At 65.0% G+C, this 20,736-nt stretch carries 21 protein-coding genes; 14 read left to right on the forward strand and 7 right to left on the reverse strand.

The features are described 5' to 3' along the window. Positions 1-27: 27 nt before the first annotated feature. From Q4610_RS07765 to Q4610_RS07780, 4 genes are all read left to right on the forward strand, one after another. A complete protein-coding gene (locus Q4610_RS07765; protein ID WP_304535406.1) occupies positions 28-2,226 on the forward strand; it encodes a phage tail protein in 2,199 nt (732 codons plus the stop codon). Between the two features lie 22 nt (positions 2,227-2,248). After that, a complete protein-coding gene (locus Q4610_RS07770; RefSeq protein ID WP_304535407.1) occupies positions 2,249-2,746 on the forward strand; it encodes a DUF2793 domain-containing protein in 498 nt (165 codons plus the stop codon). 201 nt (positions 2,747-2,947) lie between these two features. Then, complete coding sequence (locus Q4610_RS07775) at positions 2,948-4,009, forward strand: OmpA family protein (protein WP_304535408.1); 1,062 nt, start codon at positions 2,948-2,950, stop codon at positions 4,007-4,009. Positions 4,010-4,312: 303 nt separating this feature from the next. Continuing rightward, the gene (locus tag Q4610_RS07780) at positions 4,313-4,849 is read left to right on the forward strand and encodes a superoxide dismutase family protein (RefSeq protein WP_304535409.1); all 537 of its coding nucleotides are present in this window, start codon (positions 4,313-4,315) and stop codon (positions 4,847-4,849) included. A gap of 111 nt (positions 4,850-4,960) precedes the next feature. On the opposite strand, the gene thpR is transcribed toward Q4610_RS07780, so the two are convergent. After that, positions 4,961-5,506 (reverse strand): RNA 2',3'-cyclic phosphodiesterase, encoded by a 546-nt coding sequence (thpR, locus tag Q4610_RS07785; protein WP_304535410.1) that lies wholly within the window; start codon positions 5,504-5,506, stop codon positions 4,961-4,963. Between the two features lie 318 nt (positions 5,507-5,824). On the opposite strand from thpR, the gene Q4610_RS07790 reads away from it, so the two are divergent. Next, on the forward strand, positions 5,825-6,025 hold the full coding sequence (locus Q4610_RS07790; protein WP_304535411.1) for a hypothetical protein: 201 nt from the start codon (positions 5,825-5,827) through the stop codon (positions 6,023-6,025). Between the two features lie 228 nt (positions 6,026-6,253). Continuing rightward, a complete protein-coding gene (locus Q4610_RS07795) occupies positions 6,254-6,988 on the forward strand; it encodes a Bax inhibitor-1/YccA family protein (RefSeq protein WP_304535412.1) in 735 nt (244 codons plus the stop codon). Positions 6,989-7,074: 86 nt separating this feature from the next. Here Q4610_RS07795 and Q4610_RS07800 read toward each other — a convergent pair whose 3' ends face one another. From Q4610_RS07800 to Q4610_RS07820, 5 genes are all read right to left on the reverse strand, one after another. Further along, positions 7,075-7,704, reverse strand: coding sequence for a glutathione S-transferase family protein (locus Q4610_RS07800; protein ID WP_304535413.1), 630 nt, complete (start codon positions 7,702-7,704; stop codon positions 7,075-7,077). A 45-nt stretch (positions 7,705-7,749) separates the two neighbouring features. Further along, complete coding sequence (locus Q4610_RS07805; protein WP_304535414.1) at positions 7,750-8,463, reverse strand: esterase/lipase family protein; 714 nt, start codon at positions 8,461-8,463, stop codon at positions 7,750-7,752. Positions 8,464-8,618: 155 nt separating this feature from the next. Beyond that, the gene (locus tag Q4610_RS07810) at positions 8,619-9,866 is read right to left on the reverse strand and encodes a class I SAM-dependent methyltransferase (RefSeq protein ID WP_304535415.1); all 1,248 of its coding nucleotides are present in this window, start codon (positions 9,864-9,866) and stop codon (positions 8,619-8,621) included. A gap of 4 nt (positions 9,867-9,870) precedes the next feature. After that, a complete protein-coding gene (clpA, locus tag Q4610_RS07815) occupies positions 9,871-12,186 on the reverse strand; it encodes an ATP-dependent Clp protease ATP-binding subunit ClpA (RefSeq protein WP_304535416.1) in 2,316 nt (771 codons plus the stop codon). Positions 12,187-12,339: 153 nt separating this feature from the next. After that, positions 12,340-12,537 (reverse strand): DUF1192 domain-containing protein, encoded by a 198-nt coding sequence (locus Q4610_RS07820; protein WP_304535578.1) that lies wholly within the window; start codon positions 12,535-12,537, stop codon positions 12,340-12,342. A gap of 103 nt (positions 12,538-12,640) precedes the next feature. Here Q4610_RS07820 and Q4610_RS07825 point away from each other — a divergent pair, with 103 nt between their 5' ends. The 8 genes from Q4610_RS07825 (at position 12,641) to Q4610_RS07860 (ending at position 19,692) form a co-directional block, all read left to right on the forward strand. Continuing rightward, positions 12,641-13,660, forward strand: coding sequence for an NAD(P)H-quinone oxidoreductase (locus Q4610_RS07825; RefSeq protein WP_304535417.1), 1,020 nt, complete (start codon positions 12,641-12,643; stop codon positions 13,658-13,660). A 30-nt stretch (positions 13,661-13,690) separates the two neighbouring features. Next, positions 13,691-13,930, forward strand: coding sequence for a hypothetical protein (locus tag Q4610_RS07830; RefSeq protein WP_304535418.1), 240 nt, complete (start codon positions 13,691-13,693; stop codon positions 13,928-13,930). Between the two features lie 218 nt (positions 13,931-14,148). Then, positions 14,149-15,021: a UDP-2,3-diacylglucosamine diphosphatase gene (locus tag Q4610_RS07835; RefSeq protein WP_304535419.1), complete on the forward strand. Its 873-nt coding sequence runs from the start codon at positions 14,149-14,151 to the stop codon at positions 15,019-15,021. 60 nt (positions 15,022-15,081) lie between these two features. After that, a complete protein-coding gene (locus tag Q4610_RS07840) occupies positions 15,082-16,110 on the forward strand; it encodes a glycosyltransferase family 4 protein (protein WP_304535420.1) in 1,029 nt (342 codons plus the stop codon). A 115-nt stretch (positions 16,111-16,225) separates the two neighbouring features. After that, entirely contained in the window at positions 16,226-16,909 is a 684-nt protein-coding gene (locus tag Q4610_RS07845; protein WP_304535579.1) for a DUF1013 domain-containing protein, read from the forward strand. A 137-nt stretch (positions 16,910-17,046) separates the two neighbouring features. Continuing rightward, on the forward strand, positions 17,047-18,753 hold the full coding sequence (locus Q4610_RS07850) for a long-chain-fatty-acid--CoA ligase (protein WP_304535421.1): 1,707 nt from the start codon (positions 17,047-17,049) through the stop codon (positions 18,751-18,753). 41 nt (positions 18,754-18,794) lie between these two features. Further along, the gene (msrA, locus tag Q4610_RS07855; RefSeq protein WP_304535422.1) at positions 18,795-19,328 is read left to right on the forward strand and encodes a peptide-methionine (S)-S-oxide reductase MsrA; all 534 of its coding nucleotides are present in this window, start codon (positions 18,795-18,797) and stop codon (positions 19,326-19,328) included. A 100-nt stretch (positions 19,329-19,428) separates the two neighbouring features. Continuing rightward, positions 19,429-19,692, forward strand: a complete 264-nt coding sequence (locus Q4610_RS07860; RefSeq protein ID WP_304535423.1) for a hypothetical protein — start codon at positions 19,429-19,431, stop codon at positions 19,690-19,692. Between the two features lie 52 nt (positions 19,693-19,744). On the opposite strand, the gene Q4610_RS07865 is transcribed toward Q4610_RS07860, so the two are convergent. After that, positions 19,745-20,698, reverse strand: coding sequence for an L-threonylcarbamoyladenylate synthase (locus Q4610_RS07865; RefSeq protein WP_304535424.1), 954 nt, complete (start codon positions 20,696-20,698; stop codon positions 19,745-19,747). Positions 20,699-20,736 lie beyond the last annotated feature (38 nt).

Raw genomic sequence — 20,736 nt, forward strand, 5'->3', positions numbered from 1 at the left:
GAGCACGCTTCATTTAGGGAGAAAGCGATGGCGACGGTGGTGCTGACGGCGGTGGGGACCGTGCTGGGCGGGCCGATCGGCGCGGCGATCGGGGCGGTGATCGGCAATGTCATCGACAATCAGATATTGTTCAAGCCCAAGGAGCGCGAGGGATCGCGGCTGGCGGACTTGCAGGTGCAGACATCGCGGTACGGGACGCAGGTGCCGAAGATTTTCGGGACGATGCGGGTGGCCGGCACGGTGATCTGGGCGAGCGACCTGAAAGAGGTGCGGAGCAAGAGCGGCGGCGGCAAGGGGCGGCCGAGCGTCACGACCTACAGCTATTCGGCCAGTTTCGCGGTGGCGCTGTCGGCGCGGGCGATCCGGTCCATCGGGCGCATCTGGGCCGACGGCAATCTGCTGCGCGGGGCGGCGGGGGATTTCAAGACCGAATTGTCGGGCTTTCGCGTGCATGGCGGCGGGGCGGACCAGGCGGTCGATCCGCTGATCGCGTCGGCGCAAGGGATCGCGCTGACCCCGGCGCATCGCGGGCTGGCCTATGTGGTGTTCGAGGATCTGGCGCTGGCCGATTATGGCAATCGCATCCCGTCGCTGACCTTCGAGGTCGAAGGGGATGACGGGGCAGTGGCGATCGGCGCGGTGGCGGGGGCGTTGAGCGCGGGGGCGCTGGGCGGCGAGGGCCTTGCGAGCGTGGACGGCTTTGCCGCGAGCGGGGCGAGCGTGGGCGCGGCGATCGAGCCGCTGGTCGAGGCGCATGGGCTGGCGCTGGCGTCGGGCGAGGCGGGGCTGTCGCTGCTGGGCGTTGGCACGGGGGAGGGCGTGGTGGGCGCTGCCCTGCTGGCGCGGCGGGTCAACGGGCAGGCGATCGATCCGGTCGAGCGGGCGGGCGGGGCGGCCGATGGCGTGCCGGTGGCGCTGAGCCTGCGCCATTATGATGCCGCGCGCGATTATCAGGCCGGGGTGCAGCGCGTGGTGCGGCCGGGACCGGGGCGGCAGGAGCAGGGCATGGAACTGCCCGTCGTGATGAGCCCCGACGATGCGCGCGCGCTGGCGGCGGCGCGGCTGGGCGCGGGCTGGACCGGGCGGGCGACGATGGCGCTGCGCTGCGACTGGGCGGCGCTGACGCTGGCGCCGGGCATGGTCGTCGGCGTCGAGGGGGCGCCGGGGCTGTGGCGGATCGAGGAACGCGAATGGGAATCGATGGCGGTGCGACTGGCGCTGCGGCGGGTGCCGGGGGCGGGCGGCGCGCTGCCTGCCGGGGCGTCTTCGGGCGCGATCGTGCGGCAGGTGGATGCGCCGCATGGGGCGACGACGCTGATGCTGGCCGACCTGCCGCCGCTGCGCGACGGGGCGGCGGACGCGCCGCTGCTGGTGGCGGCGGCGAGTGGCGGGGCGGGCTGGCGCAGCGCGGCGCTGTTCGTGATGAGCGAGAGCGGCGAGGCGCGGCCGGTCGGGCGGAGCGCGGGACGGGCGGTGATTGGTGTGGCGGACGCGGCCCTGCCGGCCGGGAGCGCGATGCTGGTGGATCGCTACGCGGTGTTGCCGGTCACGCTGCTGGCGGAGGACATGGACCTGGGCGGGGCGGATGCGGCGGCGCTGGCGCAGGGGCGCAACCTGTGCCTGGTCGGGCGCGAACTGCTCCAGTTCGAGGCAGCCGAGCGGATCGGCCCGGCGGGGTGGCGGCTGAGCGGGCTGCGCCGGGGGCTGCGCGGCACCGAATGGGCGATGGACGGGCATGCGGCGGGCGAGCCGTTCCTGTTGATCGAGGAGGACAGGCTGGTCGAGCCGCTCAGTGCGGCGGGGATGAGCGGCGCGGTCGGCGCGCCGTTGCGGGTCGCGGCGATCGGGCTGGGCGACGGTATGCCGGTCGAGGCGACGCTGACGGTCAGTGGCGAGGCGCTGATCCCGCCGGCGCCGGTGCACCTGACCGCGCGGGCGGCGGACGGCGGCGGCTGGGCGATTCGGTGGGTGCGGCGCAGTCGGGCGGGATGGGGATGGCATAATGGCGGCGACGTGCCGCTGGGCGAGGAAAGCGAGCGATACCGGCTGACGCTGCTGGACGGCGAGGTGCCGGTGCGCAGCGTGGAGACGGTCGCGCCGGCATGGAACTATGACACCGCCATGATCGCCGCCGACGGGACGGCGGGGGCGGTGCTGAGCGTCGAGGTGGCGCAGATCGGCACGCTGGCGCAGGGGCGGGTCGCGCGCATCAGCCTGAACATCTGATATCTGGAAAGGGACGAGACGCATGGACATGACCCCGCGCTGGGCGCTGCCGCTGCTGTTTGCCGGGCAGGCGCAGAAGGAAATTTTTCACAATGAGGCGCTGACGGTGATCGACGCGCTGTTGCACGGGCGGGTGGAGAGCGCCGACAGCGCCACGCCGCCCGGCGCGCCGGTGGCGGGGCAATGCTGGATCGTGGCGGCAGGCGCGAGCGGGGCATGGGCCGGGCAGGCGGGGGCGATCGCCTGCTGGAGCGCGGGCGGGTGGCGTTTCCTGACGCCGCGGGCGGGCATGCGGGTGGATGTGGCCGACCGTGGCCATGCGCTTTTTCATGACGGCGCGGAGTGGCGTGACGCGGCGATCCGGGGCGACGGCCTGTACCTGGACGGGAATCGCCTGGTAACGACGCGACAGGCGGCGATTGCGGACCCGTCCGGGGGCACGGTGATTGACGTGGAAGGGCGCGCCACCATGGCCGCCATTTTAACGGCACTGCGCGCCCATGGGCTGATCGGGAGCTAATATTGCACTATTATGTTTTTCTTGTTGCAGGCGCGCGTCGATAGTCTAGGATTTCTGCGTCATTAGCCTGCGGAGCCTGTGCAAGCCGGGTTAGTGCGTTATTTTTGCAACGGTTTCACTAATTGTGGACTTGCTATGAAACCTTCTTGCGGATACAGGGTTTCAGCAGTCCTTCGTGACACTTTTGAAAGGGGAATCCAAATGCGGAAGCTTGCCCTCGCGGCTGCTCTTGCGACCAGCGCCCTGGCCAGTCCGGCCTTGGCGCGTGACGACAGCTGGTATGTTGGCGTCGACGCCGGTGTTCTGCTGGTTGAAGACCAGAACATCACCTTCACTCCTGCGCGTAATCCTTCGCCCTCCGTGGACTATCACAAGGGTTATGATTTCGACGCCAATATCGGCTATGACTTCGGTGGTTTCCGTCTGGAAGCCGAAGCGGCCTACAAGCGCGCCAAGATCGACCTGGACAAGACCGGCTATGGTGGTTCGGCCTCGGCCCTGTCGTTCATGCTGAACGGCCTGCTCGATTTCGGTCCCGATGACGGCCTGCAGGGCTTCGTCGGCGGCGGTGTCGGCGTGTCGCGTGGCAAGCTGGCCAACGACCAGGTCAATGACAGCGACACCGGCTTCGCCTGGCAGGCGATCGCTGGCGTTCGTTACCCGGTCACCAACAATGTCGACGTTTCGTTGAAGTATCGCTTCTTCAACCAGGACGACATCAAGCTGGTCACTGGTTTCGGCGGCGCTTATGCTCCTCCGGGCGCGAATGTGGACACCAAGCTGCGCACGCACAGCGTCCTGCTTGGCCTGACCTACAACTTCGGCGAGCCGGCTGCACCGCCGCCTCCGCCGCCTCCGCCGCCCCCGCCGCCGCCCCCGCCGCCCCCGCCGCCGCCTCCGCCGGTCGCCGAGTGCAACCCTGGGCCGTACATCGTGTTCTTCGAATGGGACAAGTCGGACATCACGCCTGACGCCGCCACCATCCTGGACAACGCGGTTTCGGCCTACAGCAGCTGCGGCAGCGCCCAGGTTCTGCTGGCCGGTCACGCGGACAAGTCGGGTTCGGCGTCCTACAACGTCGGCCTGTCGCAGCGCCGCGCTGATGGGGTCAAGGCCTATCTCGCTTCGAAGGGTATCCCGGACGGCGTGATCACCACCCAGGCCTTCGGTGAATCGAAGCCGCGCGTCGAAACCGCGGATGGCGTTCGCGAAGTCCAGAACCGTCGCGTGGAAATCAGCTACGGTCCGGGTTCGGGCATGTAAGCCGGTTTTCCATCCTTCGGGACGGAAACAGAATAGAGGGGCCGGTCGCAGGATCGGCCCCTTTTTCTATGGGGCGTGCCGTTCGGGGCAGTGCCCCTGGCGGGCGGTGTCCGCGCGGAGGGGCATTGGCCGGCGGTGTATTCCGGGAAGCGGGCGCTGCGGCTTTGTCGGGGTGCCATGGCATGGTCGATGCAGCGGGGTGGCCATGTTGCCGCATCTGGCGGATGACAAATCGATGCGGATCGGCAACAAACAGGCGTCTGCCGCGTTCGCGTCCATATCCTGTCCCCTTGGGAGTTTGTCATGAAAATTCTGACCCTTGTTGCGGCCTTGCCGATCGTGCTGATGGCGTCGGCCTGCGCCACCACATCCGCCGATACCGCGCCTGCGCCGACCGCGTCGGCCAAGCTGGCGGCGGGCGACGGCGCGGCGCGCGGCATGGCGACGGTGACGCAGGCGAGCGATGGGCTGCATGTGCTGGTCAAGGCGCAGGGGCTGACCCCCGGCATCCATGCCGTGCATATCCACACGACCGGCCAGTGTGCGGGACCGGACTTCGCCAGCGCGGGTGGCCACTGGAACCCGACCGGGCACAAGCATGGCACCGCCAATCCCGCCGGTCCGCATATGGGCGACATGCCCAACATGACGGTGGGGCCGGACGGCAGCGGCGCGATCGAATATCATGTGCCGGGCAGCATGATCCGCGAAGGCGCGACGCCGTTGCTGGACACCGATGGCGCGGCAATCGTGGTTCATGCGCAGGCGGACGACAATATGACCGACCCGGCGGGCAATGCGGGCGGGCGGATCGCTTGCGGCGTGCTGGCGGCGGGGTGACGATCGCCGCGCTGTAACAGGCGCGGTTTTCGTCGATCAGGAGGGCGACCCTGGCAGCCACGGTTGACCAGGTTCCCGCCTGCGCGGGAGCGGGTCTGGCGGGTGCTGGCGTCAGCCTGACCCGCCATCGGCGCGATAGCGCGCGACCGGATGATAGGCCGCGCCGCCATGGCCGATGCGGCTTTCATACAAGGTGAAGCCGTCGACGGAGAAGAGCGGTCCGGCGAGCGCGGCGTGGCGGGCGAGGAAGGGGGCGATAAAGCCCCCGGCGCGGCCGAAGCGCGCGAGCGTGATGTGGGGCAGGTAGGCGCGGGCTTCGGGCGGCAGGCCGGTCGAGACGCAGGCGCGGTCGATCTTCCTGTGGAGCGCGGCCAGGCCGTCGCGCGGCTGGACCCCGGCCCAGAGCGTGTCGACCACGCCCCTGCGATCGAAACTGCCCACCCCCGACAGGCGAATGTCGAAAGGGGTGAAGCGGATGCCTGCCAGTGCGTCCGCCACATCATTGGCGGCGTGGCGATCGATTTCGCCAATGAAGCGCAGGGTCAGGTGAAGCTGCGCATCATCCTGCCAGCGGGCGGCATCGACCCCGGCCATCAGCGAGAGAAGATGCGCGCGCTGATCAGCGGGCGGGCGGATGGCGACGAACAGGCGGTGCATGAGGGGTATATAGGGCGATTTTCGGGTTTTGCGCGGGTGGTTTTGCGCGAGTGGTGACTGCCGGCAACCATGTGTTGGCATATCGGGCTGTTTGATGTCTGCGGGATAGCGGTCGCGCGGGCCATGTGCTTTACATCAGCGATGGGTCCACCCAAGAGCCTTATTGCGCGGGTCGCGATGCCACTCGCTATCGCATTGCTTAGTGGCTGCACCGCCCCGATATCTGATCCCGTTACGCTGCGCGCAATGGCAGGCGAAGCCCGGTCGTTGATGATGCAGCATCCAGCGCGACTGTCAAACCAATGGGTCCATGTCCCCATGAACAGGTGGCCGCCGTCGATAACGGGGCTGAAACCGGAGGCGGTTACGGTTCATCCTTGGGGCGTCGAGATCATTATGAAGCCGTATTTCGATGGCGGTTACGGCTATGCAGTTCCCAACAGCAAGTCAGACCTGCCGATGCCTTCAAGCTGCTATTCGGAAATTCAGCAAGGCATTTTCTGGTACGGCCCCTGTTGATCCTGCGGAGCCTGTCCCGTCGTTACATATGGCGATCATGCGTTACTCGTTATCTGGATTCTTCGGTCCATCCCGCATGAGAAGCATTATAGGCGAACTTTCGGCACCGCATCGATCCCTGCCAGTGCATGACGAACGGGTCATGGCGCGGGTTTGGCTTGAAGTTGGGGGCGGTTGCGCCGATAATAAGGGAGCCGGCGCGCTATGCCGGTGAAGGAGATGATTTTCATGGCCAACTGGTCCGACCCCCGTTCCGACATTGCGGGCTTTGGCACCGCCACCGCTGCGCGCGGCGAGGCGTTCGACGCCGGGCTGCGCCGCTATATGCTGTCGGTCTATAATTATATGGCGAGCGGCGTGCTGTTGACCGGCGTGGTCGCGATGCTGTTCGCGACGAGCGGCATGGCCGAGGCGGTGTTCTACGGTCCCGGCATCCTGAAATATGTCGTGATGTTCGCGCCGCTGCTGTTCGTGATGGTGCTGAGCTTTGGCATCAACCGGCTGTCCACGGTGGCGGCGCAGGGCCTGTTCTGGGCCTATGCTGCGGTGATGGGCGTGTCGCTGTCCTACATTTTCCTGGCCTATACCGGCACGTCGATCGCGCAGACCTTCTTCGCGACGGCGGCGGCGTTCGCGGGGCTGAGCCTGTGGGGCTATACCACCAAGAAGGATCTGTCGGGCTTCGGCACCTTCCTGATCATGGGTGTGGTCGGCCTGCTGGTGGCGAGCCTGATCAATATCTTCATGAAGTCGAGCGCGATGAGCCTGGTCATCAGCGGCGTCGGGGTGCTGCTGTTCGCGGGCCTGACCGCCTATGACACGCAGAAGATCAAGGGCATCTACGCCCATGTCGCGGGCACGGACATGATGGGCAAGTCGGTGGTGATGGGGGCGCTGAACCTCTATCTCGACTTCATCAACATGTTCATGTTCCTGTTGCGCCTGTTCGGCGATCGCCGCTGATCGGTGCGGATTGATGGATAAGGAAAGGCCCGGCGGAGCGATCCGCCGGGCCTTTCGTTTATGGGCAGCCGGTTGCTGCGGCGTGATCAGCCCTGTTTCTGCATTGCGGCGATGAGGGCGCTGTCTGTCGCCTTTTGCCGCTGATAGGCCGGGCGTGTCCGCAGGCGGGCGGCATAGCGTTCGAAGGCGGGGCGCGAGGGGATGGACTGGAAGGTCAGGCCCCAGTCGATCTGCGCGCCGACATAGACATCGGCGGCGGTGAATTGGTCGCCGCAGATCCAGGGGCCGGTCGCGATTGCGCTTTCCAGTGCATCCATCGTGGCGTCGAACGTGCCATAGCCGGCGGTGCGATCCCGCCCTTCGGGCAGGACGAAGCCCAGCGCCCTGTTGGTGACGGCGGATTCGACCGGGCCGGCGGCGAAGAAGAGCCAGCGATAATAGGCATGGCAGTCTGCCGGGGGCGGGGCGAGATTGGCGGCGGGGAAGGCATCGGCGAGATAGGCGCAGATGGCGGCGCATTCGGTGACGACGCGGCCGTCATGGACGATCGCGGGCACCTTGCCCATCGGGTTGATGGCGAGATAGTCGGGGGCTTTCATCGTGGTGCCATAGTCGAGCAGCACGGTTTCATAGGGCGCGCCGACCTCCTCCAGCATCCAGCGGGCGATCTGCCCGCGCGACATGGGGTTGGTGTAGAGGGTGAGGGTTTGGGACATGGCGCTCTCCTGTATCGGGTGGCTGGAGGGTGACGCGAAGCGCGGTCAGGCGCCAGCCTCTTTTCCATGCGCTTCTGCCAGGCCAGTGCGATCGAAACGGCCATGACGCAGGAAATGAACGATCTGATCCGCGACGGCGCGGCGGTAGATCATGGCGGTATGGGTGACGGGCAGGGTGAGGTGATCGGCCTGCCCCGCGACATGGGTGGCGGCGACACTGACCTTGCCGTCATTGGGCGCGCCGAAGAGGCGGTTGGGTAGCGCGCCGATCATCGGGCGGTCGCCGGCGATGATGCCAAGGGGATAGTCGACCGTTCCGAACAACGCCTCCATGACGGGATCGCGCCGGGTGCGCAGCAGGGCGCCGGCATGGTTCAGGATGAGCGGGTGGAGGCGCAGGCGATAGCAGAGATCGGCCAGCTCGCTGCCGCCATTGGGGGTGCCGAGCATGACCACGCGACCGAGATTATGGGGGCGATGGCGCGCGATATAGGCGCGGAGCAGGAGGCCGCCCATCGAATGACCGACGCAATGGAGGCGCGGGGCGGCGCTGGCGGGCGTGGCGGTAATGCGCTGGTGAAGATGGTCCAGCACCCGGTCGATCGGCCAGCGCCAACTGGGATAGCCGATATTGGCGACAGCATAGCCGGATGCGCGCAGGCGGCGGGCAAGCAGGGCAGTCTGGAGCGGGTGGCCGCCGAAGCCGTGGAGCAGGAGGATGGATTCGGCGTTAGGCTCGTCGACTGATATATCGGCCATAGGCCCTCGCCCTCATCCCACTGCGCCTGACCGGCAGAGCCGACAAGACTTCATATCCTTTTCCCGCCAGCGGGAGAAGGATTGTCGAGCTTGAAACAGGGCGACCATTGCGCATCACCCCGTCGCTGATGTTAAGGCGCGCACCTGATTTCAGGTCACTGGGATGTTATGCCTTCCGCCGTCATCAAAGGTGCCAGCAGGGCGCCAAGACGGGTGTTGATGGCCGCGGTGTCGGGTTTTGCGTCGGCATGGCGCAGGACGAACAAGCTGCGCCGAGCCGGTGCCTTTTCGTCGAAAAAGCCTTTCAGATTGTCGTGGATCGCCGTTTCAATTAACGTGTCGCGAACGAGGCCATGGCGTGCGAACAGAGCCTCCCACCAGGTTGGACTGGCCCAGACCAGATGGCCGTGCATTGGCCAGCCCTTGGGGTCGCAGTGCATTTCGCGCCAATATTCTGTATCCCCCGCCGCTCTCCATTCCGGGAGATAGGCTTGAAATACCGTGCCGAAAGTCGAGTCGGGACCGAACATGGGCGAGTTGATGTAGGCAAAGCCTTCCGGCGCGACCAGTTTCGCAATCTTCGCGATATAGGCATCCAGCTTCAACGGATTGAGATGCTCTAAAATATCCATGCCCAGAAAGACATCGAACGTTTCTGGAAAGTCCAGATCGAGCAGGTCGCCAAAACGCATTCGGGCATGAATCTTGGCGTCCGCAAGCAGGAAGGCGAGGTGGCTGACATCAACGCCAGTGACAGCGATGCCGCGGTCATGCATCAGGCCAAGGACCGGGCCACTGAAGCAGCCCAATTCGATGCAGTTGCGTGCACCCAGCCCCTCTACCAGCGCAGCGATGACCCGCTTGTCAAGATCCACCTTGGGATGCCAGACGCCAAAGCTTTCATAATAGCGATGCTGGAAGATCAAATCTTCCATTAACGCAAAATCGGCGTCCAACGATGCGTGAAATATGGTATCGCCCGAAGCCATCCGGGTAAATTTGTCCGGATATAATGCCGTGAGATCGGGCAGAACGATCTGCGGCAATGCCGTGCGGGATGCCGCATTATATTTATACAGATTTTTGAACTCGTTGGACTGCACGAGCATTTCGATCACGCGGCTGAGCGGCATACCCGCCCGCAGAGCCCCGGCGTAGGTCGCAAGCCCGCTGTCGTCGACCGGACGGCCAAGTAGTCCGGCGAACAATCCTTCGACAATGTCGGTATGAGAAAAAGCTTCTGCGTTGGTATCCCCTGTAAGCCACTTGCTAAAAATTGCCTGTCTCCTATGAAAAATGCCTTCACGTTCGCCGCGACGGTCTTGGCTGACGGCCCAAAAGCATAACAGGCGGTGAGACGAAAAAAATACGGGAGGCGATGTTGCGTCGCGCCTCCCGACCAAATTGCTATTTTGCCTTGATGGAAGCCTTAGTCGTACCTTTCCGGCCCTTTTTCGGGGCCGCAGGGGTGATCTCAAAGGTCAATGCTGCATCCTTGATCCGAACATGGACTTCACCGCCGTGAACAAGCTTCCCGAACAGAAGTTCCTCAGCCAGAGGCTGCTTGATCTTTTCCTGTATCAGGCGACCCATAGGGCGCGCACCGTAGAGTTTGTCATAGCCCTTTGTCGTCAGCCATTCTTTCGATTCATCATCCAGCGTGATGTGAACGTCACGATCGGCCAGTTGTAGTTCAAGCTGCAAGATGAATTTGTCGATGACGCGCGCAACCACTTCCGTGGGCAGATAGTCGAACGGGACAATTGCATCAAGACGGTTGCGGAATTCTGGGGTGAAGAGTTTCTTCACCGCGTCCTCCTGCACATCCTCGCGCGTAAACTCGCCGAAACCGATGCTTTCCTTCGCCATGTCCGACGCACCGGCGTTGGTGGTCATGATGAGGATGGTGTTGCGGAAATCGACGGTCTTGCCGTGATGGTCGGTCAGGCGGCCATTATCCATCACCTGGAGCAGGATGTTGAACAGGTCCGGGTGCGCCTTTTCGATTTCGTCGAGCAGCAGGACGCTGTGCGGTTGCTGGTCGACGGCATCGGTCAAGAGGCCACCCTGATCATAGCCGACATAGCCCGGAGGCGCGCCGATCAGGCGGCTGACCGAGTGGCGTTCCATATATTCCGACATGTCGAAGCGCTGGAGCGGGATACCGAGCAAGGTTGCCAGCTGACGCGCCACCTCGGTCTTGCCGACGCCGGTAGGGCCGGAAAAGAGATAGTTGCCGATCGGCTTGTCGGGATCGCGCAGGCCCGCGCGCGACAGCTTGATCGCGCTGGACAGCACCTCGATCGCCTTGTCCTGGCCGAACACGACGCGCTTGAGGTCGGTGGTGAGGCTTTCCAGCACGCTCTTGTCGTCGGACGAGACGGTCTTGGGCGGGATGCGGGCCATGGTCGCGATGACCTGCTCGATCTCCTTGGGGGTGATCGTCTTTTTGCGCTTCGACGGCACGACGAGCATCTGCATCGCGCCGACCTCATCGATCACGTCGATCGCCTTGTCGGGCAGCTTGCGGTCGTTGATGTAGCGCGCCGACAGTTCCACCGCCGCCTTGATCGCGTCGGGGGTATATTTGACGTGGTGATGCTCCTCGAACGCAGTCCGCAGGCCGGTGAGGATCTTGATCGTATCCTCGATCGTGGGTTCGTTCACGTCGATCTTCTGGAACCGGCGCAGCAGCGCGCGGTCCTTTTCGAAATGGTTGCGAAATTCCTTGTAGGTGGTCGACCCGATGCAGCGGATGGTGCCGCCCGACAGAGCGGGCTTCAACAGGTTGGACGCATCCATCGCGCCGCCGCTGGTCGCGCCGGCGCCGATGACGGTATGGATTTCATCGATGAAGAGGACCGCGTGCGGCATCTTCTCCAATTCGGTGACGACCGCCTTCAACCGCTCCTCGAAATCGCCGCGATAGCGGGTGCCGGCCAGCAGCGCGCCCATGTCGAGCGAGTAGATGACCGCTTCCTTGAGCACGTCGGGCACTTCGCCCTCGACGATCTTGCGCGCCAGACCTTCGGCGATGGCGGTCTTGCCGACGCCCGGATCGCCGACATAGAGCGGGTTGTTCTTCGACCGGCGGCACAGGATCTGGATCGTGCGATCCACCTCCGCCATGCGCCCGATCAGCGGATCGACCTTCCCACGGCCTGCCTTTTCATTGAGGTTGACGGTGAACTGTTCGAGGGCGCTGTCCTTCTTGCCTTTGCCGTCCTGCACCTTCTTTTCCTCCTCGGCGGCACCCTTCGTCTCCTGACGCTCAGGCGCGGGCGTACCCTTGCCGACGCCATGGCTGATGAAGCTCACGGCATCGAGACGGCTCATGTCCTGCTGTTGCAGGAAATAGACGGCATAGGATTCGCGTTCGGAAAAGAGCGCGACGAGCACGTTGGCGCCCGTCACTTCATCCTTGCCGGACGACTGGACGTGGAGGATGGCGCGCTGGACCACGCGCTGGAAACCGCTGGTGGGGGAGGGGTCGCTGGCCCCTTCGACCTTCAGACTGTCGAGTTCGGTGTCGAGATAATGGGTGACGGCGTCGCCCAGCTCGCCCAGTTCCACGCCGCACGCCTGCATGACCTTTGACGCATGTTCGTCATCGATCAGCGCCAGCAGAAGATGCTCCAGCGTCGCATATTCATGCTTGCGTTCCGACGCATGGGTCAGCGCATTGTGCAGGGTGGTTTCAAGAGCGGGTGCGAAAGATGGCATGTCTGTTCTACTCCTGGCCCCAAAGAGGGGCGGTATCGAACCATATGTCGGCATTGCTCGACGCCGGATCAAGGCCATGGCCCCGACCTGCGGAATTGCCTGACTGCCCAAGCCCGGTGGAGCCGATCACGGCGCAGGGGGCAGGGCGCGGGTTCATCGCCTGAATAGCGCCTCGGCACTTGCCTTATGGTTAACGGCGCTTTCCATTTTCAACCTGGTCCGCATGATTTCCGCCTCCAGCGCGGTGATGCGGCTTTGCAGGTCGGCCACGGAGAGCGGACCCAGATCCTGTTGGAGCAGGCGGGCCAGTGGATCATCTCCCTTGCGTGGCAGATCGTCTTCCAAGTCCATGACGCCAATGTTGACCCTGTTGGCCACTCTGTCAATAAGGGCGCTGGCTCCGTCCGTCGATTTTGGGTGCGGTGCAATATGGTTAATGGCTGGGGGCAGCAGGATGGCGGATATGAGCGCAGTGCCGGGCGAAACAGTGCCGGGCGAGATGACGGCGATCGCCATTCCCGTGCCGGGCGGGCCGGAGGCTTTGGTGCCGCAGCGGCGGCCGGTGCCGGTGCCGGGCGCGGACGAGGTGCTGATCCGCGTCGCCGCCGCCGGGGTCAACCGGCCCGACATGCTGCAACGGCAGGGCAAATATCCGCCGCCGCCCGGTGCTTCGGACATACCGGGGCTGGAAGTGGCCGGCACCATCGTTGCGGCCGGGAGCGGCGCGGACGCGCTGATCGGGCAGAAGGTGTGCGCGCTGCTGGCCGGCGGGGGCTATGCACAATATGCGGTGGCGCCCGCGGGCCAGTGCCTGCCGGTGCCGGACGATTATGACCTGGCCGAAGCGGCGGCGCTGCCCGAAACCCTGTTCACCGTGTGGACCAACTTGTTCGAGCGCGCCTATGCGGTGGAAGGCGACACGGTGCTGGTCCATGGCGGCACCAGCGGCATCGGCACGATGGCGATCCGTCTGTGCAACCTGTTCGGCGTGACCGTGATCGTCACCTGCGGGTCGGACGAGAAATGCGAACAGGCCAAGGCATGGGGCGCGGACCATGCGATCAATTATCGCACCCAGGATTATGTCGAGGCGGTGAAGGCGATCACCGGCGGTCAGGGCGTTCAGGCGGTGCTGGACATGGTCGGCGGCGATTATGTGCCGCGCAACCTCCAATGCCTGGCCGAGGATGGCCGGCATGTGTCGATCGCGGTGCTGGGCGGCGCGAAGGCTGAAATCTTCATTCCCGCAATCATGCAGCGACGGTTGACCCTTACCGGATCGACGCTGCGGGCGCGGTCGGTGGGGTTCAAGAGCCTGGTCGCGGATGAATTGATGCGGACGGTCTGGTCGTTCGTGGGCGAGGGGAAATTGCGCCCGGCGATGGATCAGAAGTTCGCGCTGGCGGACGCGGCCAAGGCCCATGCGCGGATGGATGCCGGCGCGCATTTCGGGAAGATCGTGCTGGTGGTTTGAGGGTGCTTCTGGGTGATCTGGGAAACGCGGATGGGCGATGGCTATGACGGACTGGGTTCAAAAAACCGAAGCGGCTGTTTGACCGCTGCGGTTGTAGGATGCTTGGCGCTTTTTTTCGATTTGGGGCGATTCATGGGCGATCCAGCACCCGGCACCGAGAACTGGTGGTGGCGCAGTATACCCGTTTTTGTACCAACGCTCGCAATTGCAGCAGCAACTTTTGTTGTATGCCGGTTTGTGAAGCAGTATTTTTCGCGACATGATCGTTAACTCTACGCCTCTTCATCCCAGCGAAAGCTGGGATCTCATTGCCTTGTCGCGTCGAGAACAAGAAGAAGTGGGATGCCAGCTTTCGCTGGCATGACGGGGCCGAGTGCTGAGTAAAACCTACGGAAACCGTAGCATTTCCGTCATATTCTCTTCGGAACTGTAACATTGCGCGCTTAAGGATTCGGTCCCGAAAGACATGGATCTTTGGGGATCGCAGCATGAACGCCATTACGCGCCTGCCCTTTCCGGGCGAGCTGGACGAGGGCGCGGACGACCGTTTCCACATCCCTGAGCGGGAAGGGCAGCGGCGCCGCTATCGCAGCATCTGGATTTCGGACATTCATCTGGGCACGCGTGGCTGCAATGCGGCGATGCTGATCGACTTTCTGGATAATGTCGACAGCGACACCATCTATCTGGTCGGCGACATCATCGACGGCTGGCGGCTGAAGAAGCGCTTCTACTGGCCGGCCAGCCATAATGACGTGGTTTGGCGGCTGATGAAACGCGCCAAGCGCGGCACGCGGGTCGTCTATATCCCCGGCAATCATGACGAGATGTTCCGGCAGTTCACCGGCATGAGCTTTGGCGGGGTCGAAATCCGGCGCAAGGCGATTCACACGACCGCCGACGGGCGCAAGCTGCTGGTGCTGCATGGCGACGAGTTCGACACGATCATGCTGGCGCATCGCTGGCTCGCCTTCGTCGGCGACGCGGCCTACACCACGCTGATGCGGCTGAATGTCGTCGTCAATGCGGTGCGGCAGCGCATGGGGCTGCCATACTGGTCGCTTTCCAAGATGGCCAAGCACAAGGTCAAGAATGCGGTGTCCTTCATTTCCCGCTTCGAGGAAGTGGTGGCGCATGAAGCCGGCGCGCGGGGCGTGGACGGCGTGGTGTGCGGCCATATCCACAATGCCGAGATGCGCGAGATTGCCGGCATCGAATATTATAATGACGGCGACTGGGTGGAAGGCTGCACCGCGCTGGTCGAACATGGCGACGGGCGGATGGAAGTGCTGCACTGGGCCGACGAGATCGCCGCGCGCGAACGGGACGAGCGGGCCATGCAGGCGCGGATGGCGGCTTGAGTGAGTGGTGCGGCCTGTTCCCGCCCTTGCAGGACCAGGCTGCTGTCGGAGCATAAGGCCATGCGTATAGCGATCGTCACCGATGCCTGGAGCCCGCAGGTCAACGGGGTGGTGCGGACGTTGCAGACGATCCGCGCCGAACTGGAGAAGATGGGGCATGTGGTCGCGGTGATCTCGCCCGATCTCTACGGTTCCATTCCCTGCCCGACCTATCCCGAAATCCGGCTGGCGCTGGTGCGTCCGGCCGTGGTGGGGCAGGCGATCGCGGCGTTCCGGCCCGATGCGGTGCATCTGGCGACCGAAGGGCCGCTGTGCCTGGCGGCGCGGCGCTGGTGCCTGCGCGGGCGGGTGCCCTTCACCACCGCCTATCACACCCATTTCCCCGATTATGTGGCGCAGCGCACCGGCCTGCCCGCCGCCTGGTTCTGGCGCTATATCCGCTGGTTCCACGGCCCGGCGCAGGCGGTGCTGGTGTCGACCCGGTCGGTGCGCGAGCAGTTGCGCGCCCATGGCCTGCCCAAGGTGCGGCCCTGGGGCCGGGGCGTGGACCTGAGCGCCTTCACCCCCGATGCGCCGCCGCCCGCGATCTTCGCCGACCTGCCGCGCCCGATCCAGCTTTATGTCGGGCGCGTCGCGGTCGAGAAGAATCTGGAGGCGTTCCTGGCGACCGACCAGCCCGGCACGAAGGTCGTCGTCGGCGACGGGCCGGCGCGCGCGGCGCTGGAGCGGGCCTGGCCGCAGGCGCGCTTCCTGGGGTCGCTGTTCGGGCGTGACCTGGCGGGCGCCTATGCCGGGGCGGACCTGTTCGTCTTTCCCAGCCGCACCGACACGTTCGGGCTGGTGATGATCGAGGCGCTGGCCTGCGGCACGCCGGTCGCGGCCTATCCGGTGACGGGGCCGGTCGACATCGTGACGCCGGAAACGGGCGCGCTGTCGGAGGATCTGGGCGCGGCGATCGCGCAGGCGCTGCGCTGCGACCGGGATGCCTGCGCCGCTTATGGCCGCAGCTTCAGTTGGGAACGCAGTGCGCAGGAATTCCTGTCCGGGCTGCACGCGATCGACCCGGACCGGGTGGAGAGCGCGGCCTGACGCTTTCCCTTGCCCGAAGGGGCGGGATGTTCTATCTCTGATCCGTCGTGGCCGCCCTGCTTGGGCGGCCCTTATCGTTTTTACGCCGGAGAAGACCATCGTGTCCCAGCCTCTCATGCCCCACGCGACCGCCAGTTGGCTGGTCGACAACAGCGCTCTGAGCTTTGACCAGATCGCCGAATTTTGCGGGCTTCATATCCTGGAAGTGCAGGCGATCGCCGACGATACCGCTAGCATCAAATATACCGGCCGCGATCCGGTGCGCGCCCATGAAATCACCATGGACGAAATCCACAAGGGCGAGGCCAACCCCGACTATAAGCTGAAAATGCTGAAAGGCCCGGAGCCGGTCCGCCGCACCAAGGGGCCGCGCTACACCCCGGTCAGCAAGCGGCAGGACAAGCCGGACGGCATCGCCTGGATCCTGCGCAACCATCCCGAAATTTCGGACGGCGCGATCGGCAAGCTGATCGGCACCACCCGCACCACCATCGCCGCGATCCGCGACCGCAGCCACTGGAACATCAGCAACATCACGCCCAAAGACCCGGTGACGCTGGGCCTGTGTTCGCAGCGCGAACTGGACGGGCTGGTGACGAAGGCGGCGAAGAAGGCGGGCATCGAGGCGCCGACCGATTCGCGCCTGGATGGCGATCGCGAAGCGTTGATCAACGAGTTGCGTCGCGAGCGTGACGATGCCGCGCGCCGCGCCGAAGAGGCGCTCAAGGGCGAGTCCGCCTTCATCGCCGGTTCGGCCGCGATCCTCGATCCGTTCAGCCGGAGCAAGGACGAGGCGTGATGCCGTAGCGTCATCGGCGGCCTGGGTTCAGGCCGCTGTGCCGTCACTTCATTCGGGGCCGCGCCGGGCTTACGGCGCGGCCCTTTTTGCTATGCTTGACGCTTGCGTAAAGTGCGGGATGGCCATAGACTTTGGCCATGGAGAGCATAGAAAAAATCCTGACGGAACGCTATCGTCACCCCACAAAATGGGACCAGAGCTTCCCCCCGCTGTCGATGGGCCAGATGGTCGCGGACAGTGCCACCGCCCATCCCGATGCCCATATGATCGACTTCATGGGGCGCAAATTCAGCTATGGCGAGATGTTCGACCAGATCCGCCGGATCGCCTGCGGGTTGCAGGCGATGGGCGTGAAGAAGGGCGACCGGGTCGGCCTCTATCTGCCCAACACCCCCCATTATGTCGCGGCCTATTATGGCGCGCTGACCGCCGGCGCGATCGTCGTCAACTTCTCCCCCCTCTATACCGCCGCCGAACTGGAGCATCAGGTCGAGGATAGCGGGACCAGGATACTCTTCACCCTGTCGGCCAAGGCGCTGCTGCCGACCGCGCTGGAGGTGCTGGACCATAGTTCGCTCGAAACGCTGATCGTGGGATCGGTCGCCGAAGTGCTGTCCCCGGTCAAGTCGCTGCTGTTCCGCTGGTTCAAGGCGAGCGAATGCACGGCTCTGCCCGACGACCCGCGCGTCATTCGCTATGATCGCTTCCTGGCGAACCGGGGCGATTGCGCGGTGGCGGAGGTCGATCCGGTCAACGACGTGGCTCTGCTGCAATATACCGGCGGCACCACCGGCACGCCCAAGGGCGCGATGCTGACCCACCAGAATCTGACCGCCAATGCGCGGCAGGCGCAGGCGATCGACCCGCACCAGCATGAAGCCGACCGGATCATCGCGGTGCTGCCCTTCTTTCATGTGTTCGCCAATACCTGCACGCTCAACCGCACGGTGGTGAATGGTGGCGAGATGGTGATGCTGCCGCGCTTCGACGCGGCGCAGGTGCTGGCGGCGGTGCAGCGGGTCAAGGCGACATCGCTGCCGGGCGTGCCGACCATGTTCCAGGCGCTGCTCGATCATCCGGCGATCCGCAATATCGATTTTTCTTCGCTGCGCGCCTGCATTTCGGGGGGCGCGCCGCTGCCGCTGGAGGTGAAGCAGAAGTTCGAGGCGGCGACCGGCGCGAAGCTGATCGAGGGATATGGCCTGACCGAAACCAGCCCGATCGTGTGCACCAACCCCTATGAGGGGTTGAACAAGAGCGGCACGGTGGGCCAGCCGGTGCCGGGCACGCGGGTCAGGCTGGTCGATCGCGAAGACCCGACGCGGCCGCCGCCAGAGGGCGAGCCGGGCGAATTGCTGTTCGCCGGGCCGCAGATCATGAAGGGCTACTGGAACCGGCCGGATGCCGATGCGCAGGTGTTCGTCGGCGACTATATCCGCACCGGCGATGTCGGCATCATCGACGAGGACGGTTATGTGAAGATCGTCGATCGGTTGAAGGACATGATCGCGGTCGGCGGGTTCAAGGTGTTTCCCAGCCAGGTCGAAGCCATCCTCTACCATCATCCCGCGGTCAAGGAAGCGCTGGTGATCGGCATACCCGATCGCTATCGCGGCGAGCAGCCCAAGGCGTTCGTGACGCTGAACGAGGGGTTCGACGTGGACGGCGCGACGCTCAAGGACTGGCTCAACCCGCAACTGGGCAAGCATGAGCGGGTGTGCGAGGTGGAAGTGCGGCTGAACCTGCCCAAGACGCTGGTGGGCAAGCTGTCGCGCAAGGAACTGGTCGCCGAGGAGCGGGCCAGGGCCGAAGCGACGGCACGGGAGACTGGAACCGCCGCCTGATCCTTCCTATCTGTGCGGTCAACACGGACAAGGAATACAGGATGGCGCAGGAAATCGCGACGCTGGCCGGTGGCTGCTTCTGGTGCACCGAGGCGGTGTACCAGAATCTCAAGGGCGTCGAGGGCGTGGAGAGCGGCTATATCGGCGGCAAGGTGGCCGATCCGACCTATGAACAGGTCTGTTCGGGGACGACCGGCCATGCCGAGGCGATCCGCATCACCTATGACCCGGCGGTGATCGCCTATGCCGACCTGCTCGACATTTTCTTTGCGACGCATAATCCCACGACGCTCAATCGGCAGGGCAATGATGTCGGCACCCAGTATCGGTCCGCCATCTTCCCCCATTCGGCGGAGCAGGAAGCGCAGGCACGCGCCGGGATCGCACGGGCGCAGGCGGACCAGAGCGATCCGATCGTGACCACGATCGAACCGGACGCGCCCTGGTATCCGGCCGAGGATTATCACCAGAAATATTGGGACCGGGTCGGCGACCGGAACCCTTATTGCATGGCCGTGATCCCGCCCAAGCTGGCCAAGCTGCGCAAGGGCTTTGCCGAGCGGATCGCGGGCTGAAGTCCTGTCAACGGTCCGTCGCGTTTCGTGGCGTCCTTAGTCGGCGGTTCATACAGACTATGCTAGGGACGCGGCGGACAATCTGGTCGGGGGACTGAACATGAGGACAAAGATGCTGATCGCCGCGCCGCTGATGCTGCTGGCGCTGCCCGGTTGCGTGCGGACGGTGGCGAGCGTCGTGACGGCGCCGGTGCGCGCGGGCGCGCAGGTGGTCGACTGGAGCACGACCAGCCAGGACGAGGCGGACCGCAATTACGGTCGCAAGATGCGCAAGCAGGAAGCGCGCGAGGGCAAGGAACGGAAAAAGGCGGACAAGGCGCGCCGCGAACAGTGCCGCGAGGCAGGTTACGACAATTGCGGGTAGGCCGGTAGATCAGGGCGAGGTGTGGCGGATCGACACAGCCGCCGCTTGTGTTTCAGGCCGCCGCGCGGCGCAGCCGGTCGTTGATCGCGGCGCCGATGCCTTCCATCGGGATCGGCGCGACGGCGATGCGGGGCGTGGCGCTGGCGTCGGCGATGTGGAGCGCGGCGAACAGGTGCGCCGCCGCTTCGCGCAGGTCGGCCTCCGGGCTGAGATTGATGTGGCAGGGCATCAGGCCGAAGCCGATCAGATATTCGTCCTTTTCGGCGCGCAGGGCATTGAGCCGTACCGTCTTTGACGGCGCATAGTGGCTTTCGAGCTGGCCGGGGGCCTCGATCTTCCCGTCGCTGCCGCTGACGACCGGCAGGCCGGTCGCGTCCTCCAGCATCGCCGCCGTCACCGGGCCGGGGCGCAGCAGGCGGATATGGTCGCCCTCCGGCGCGGCGATGGTGGATTCCAGCCCCTCGCTGGTCGGGCCTTCGTCCAGGATCAGGCGCACCTTGCCATTCAGGCTGGCGAGCACATGTTCGGCGCGGGTCGGGCTGATCGATCCGCTGCGGTTGGCGGACGGGGCGGCAAGGGGGCAGCCGCTTTCGCGGATCAGCGCGCGCATCGCGGGATGCGCGGGCAGGCGCAGGGCCACGGTCGGCAGCCCGGCCGTCACCAGCGGCGACAGGCCGCTGTCGGCGCGCACCGGCAGCACCAGCGTCAACGGGCCGGGCCAGAAGCGATCGGCCAGCCTGTCGGCAATGGGCGAGAAGTCGGCGAGCCGCCGCGCCATGTCCAGGTCGGCGACATGGACGATCAGCGGGTTGAAGCTGGGCCGCCCCTTGGCGCTGTAGATCGCCGCGACGGCGCTGTTGTCGGTGGCGTCGGCAGCCAGGCCATAGACGGTTTCGGTGGGAACGGCGACGGGTTCTCCGGCGCGGATCAGCAGCGCCGCTTCACGCAGCGCCTCTGCGCCATAGCGGCAGGATCGAGTGGAAAAGGCTGATTGTGCGATAGTCACGGCCCCCGCGCTATAGTCCCCGGTTCCGGCGAGTAAAA

The sequence above is a fragment of the Sphingobium cyanobacteriorum genome (genome assembly GCF_030580935.1).
Classification (GTDB): Bacteria; Pseudomonadota; Alphaproteobacteria; order Sphingomonadales; family Sphingomonadaceae; genus Sphingobium; species Sphingobium cyanobacteriorum.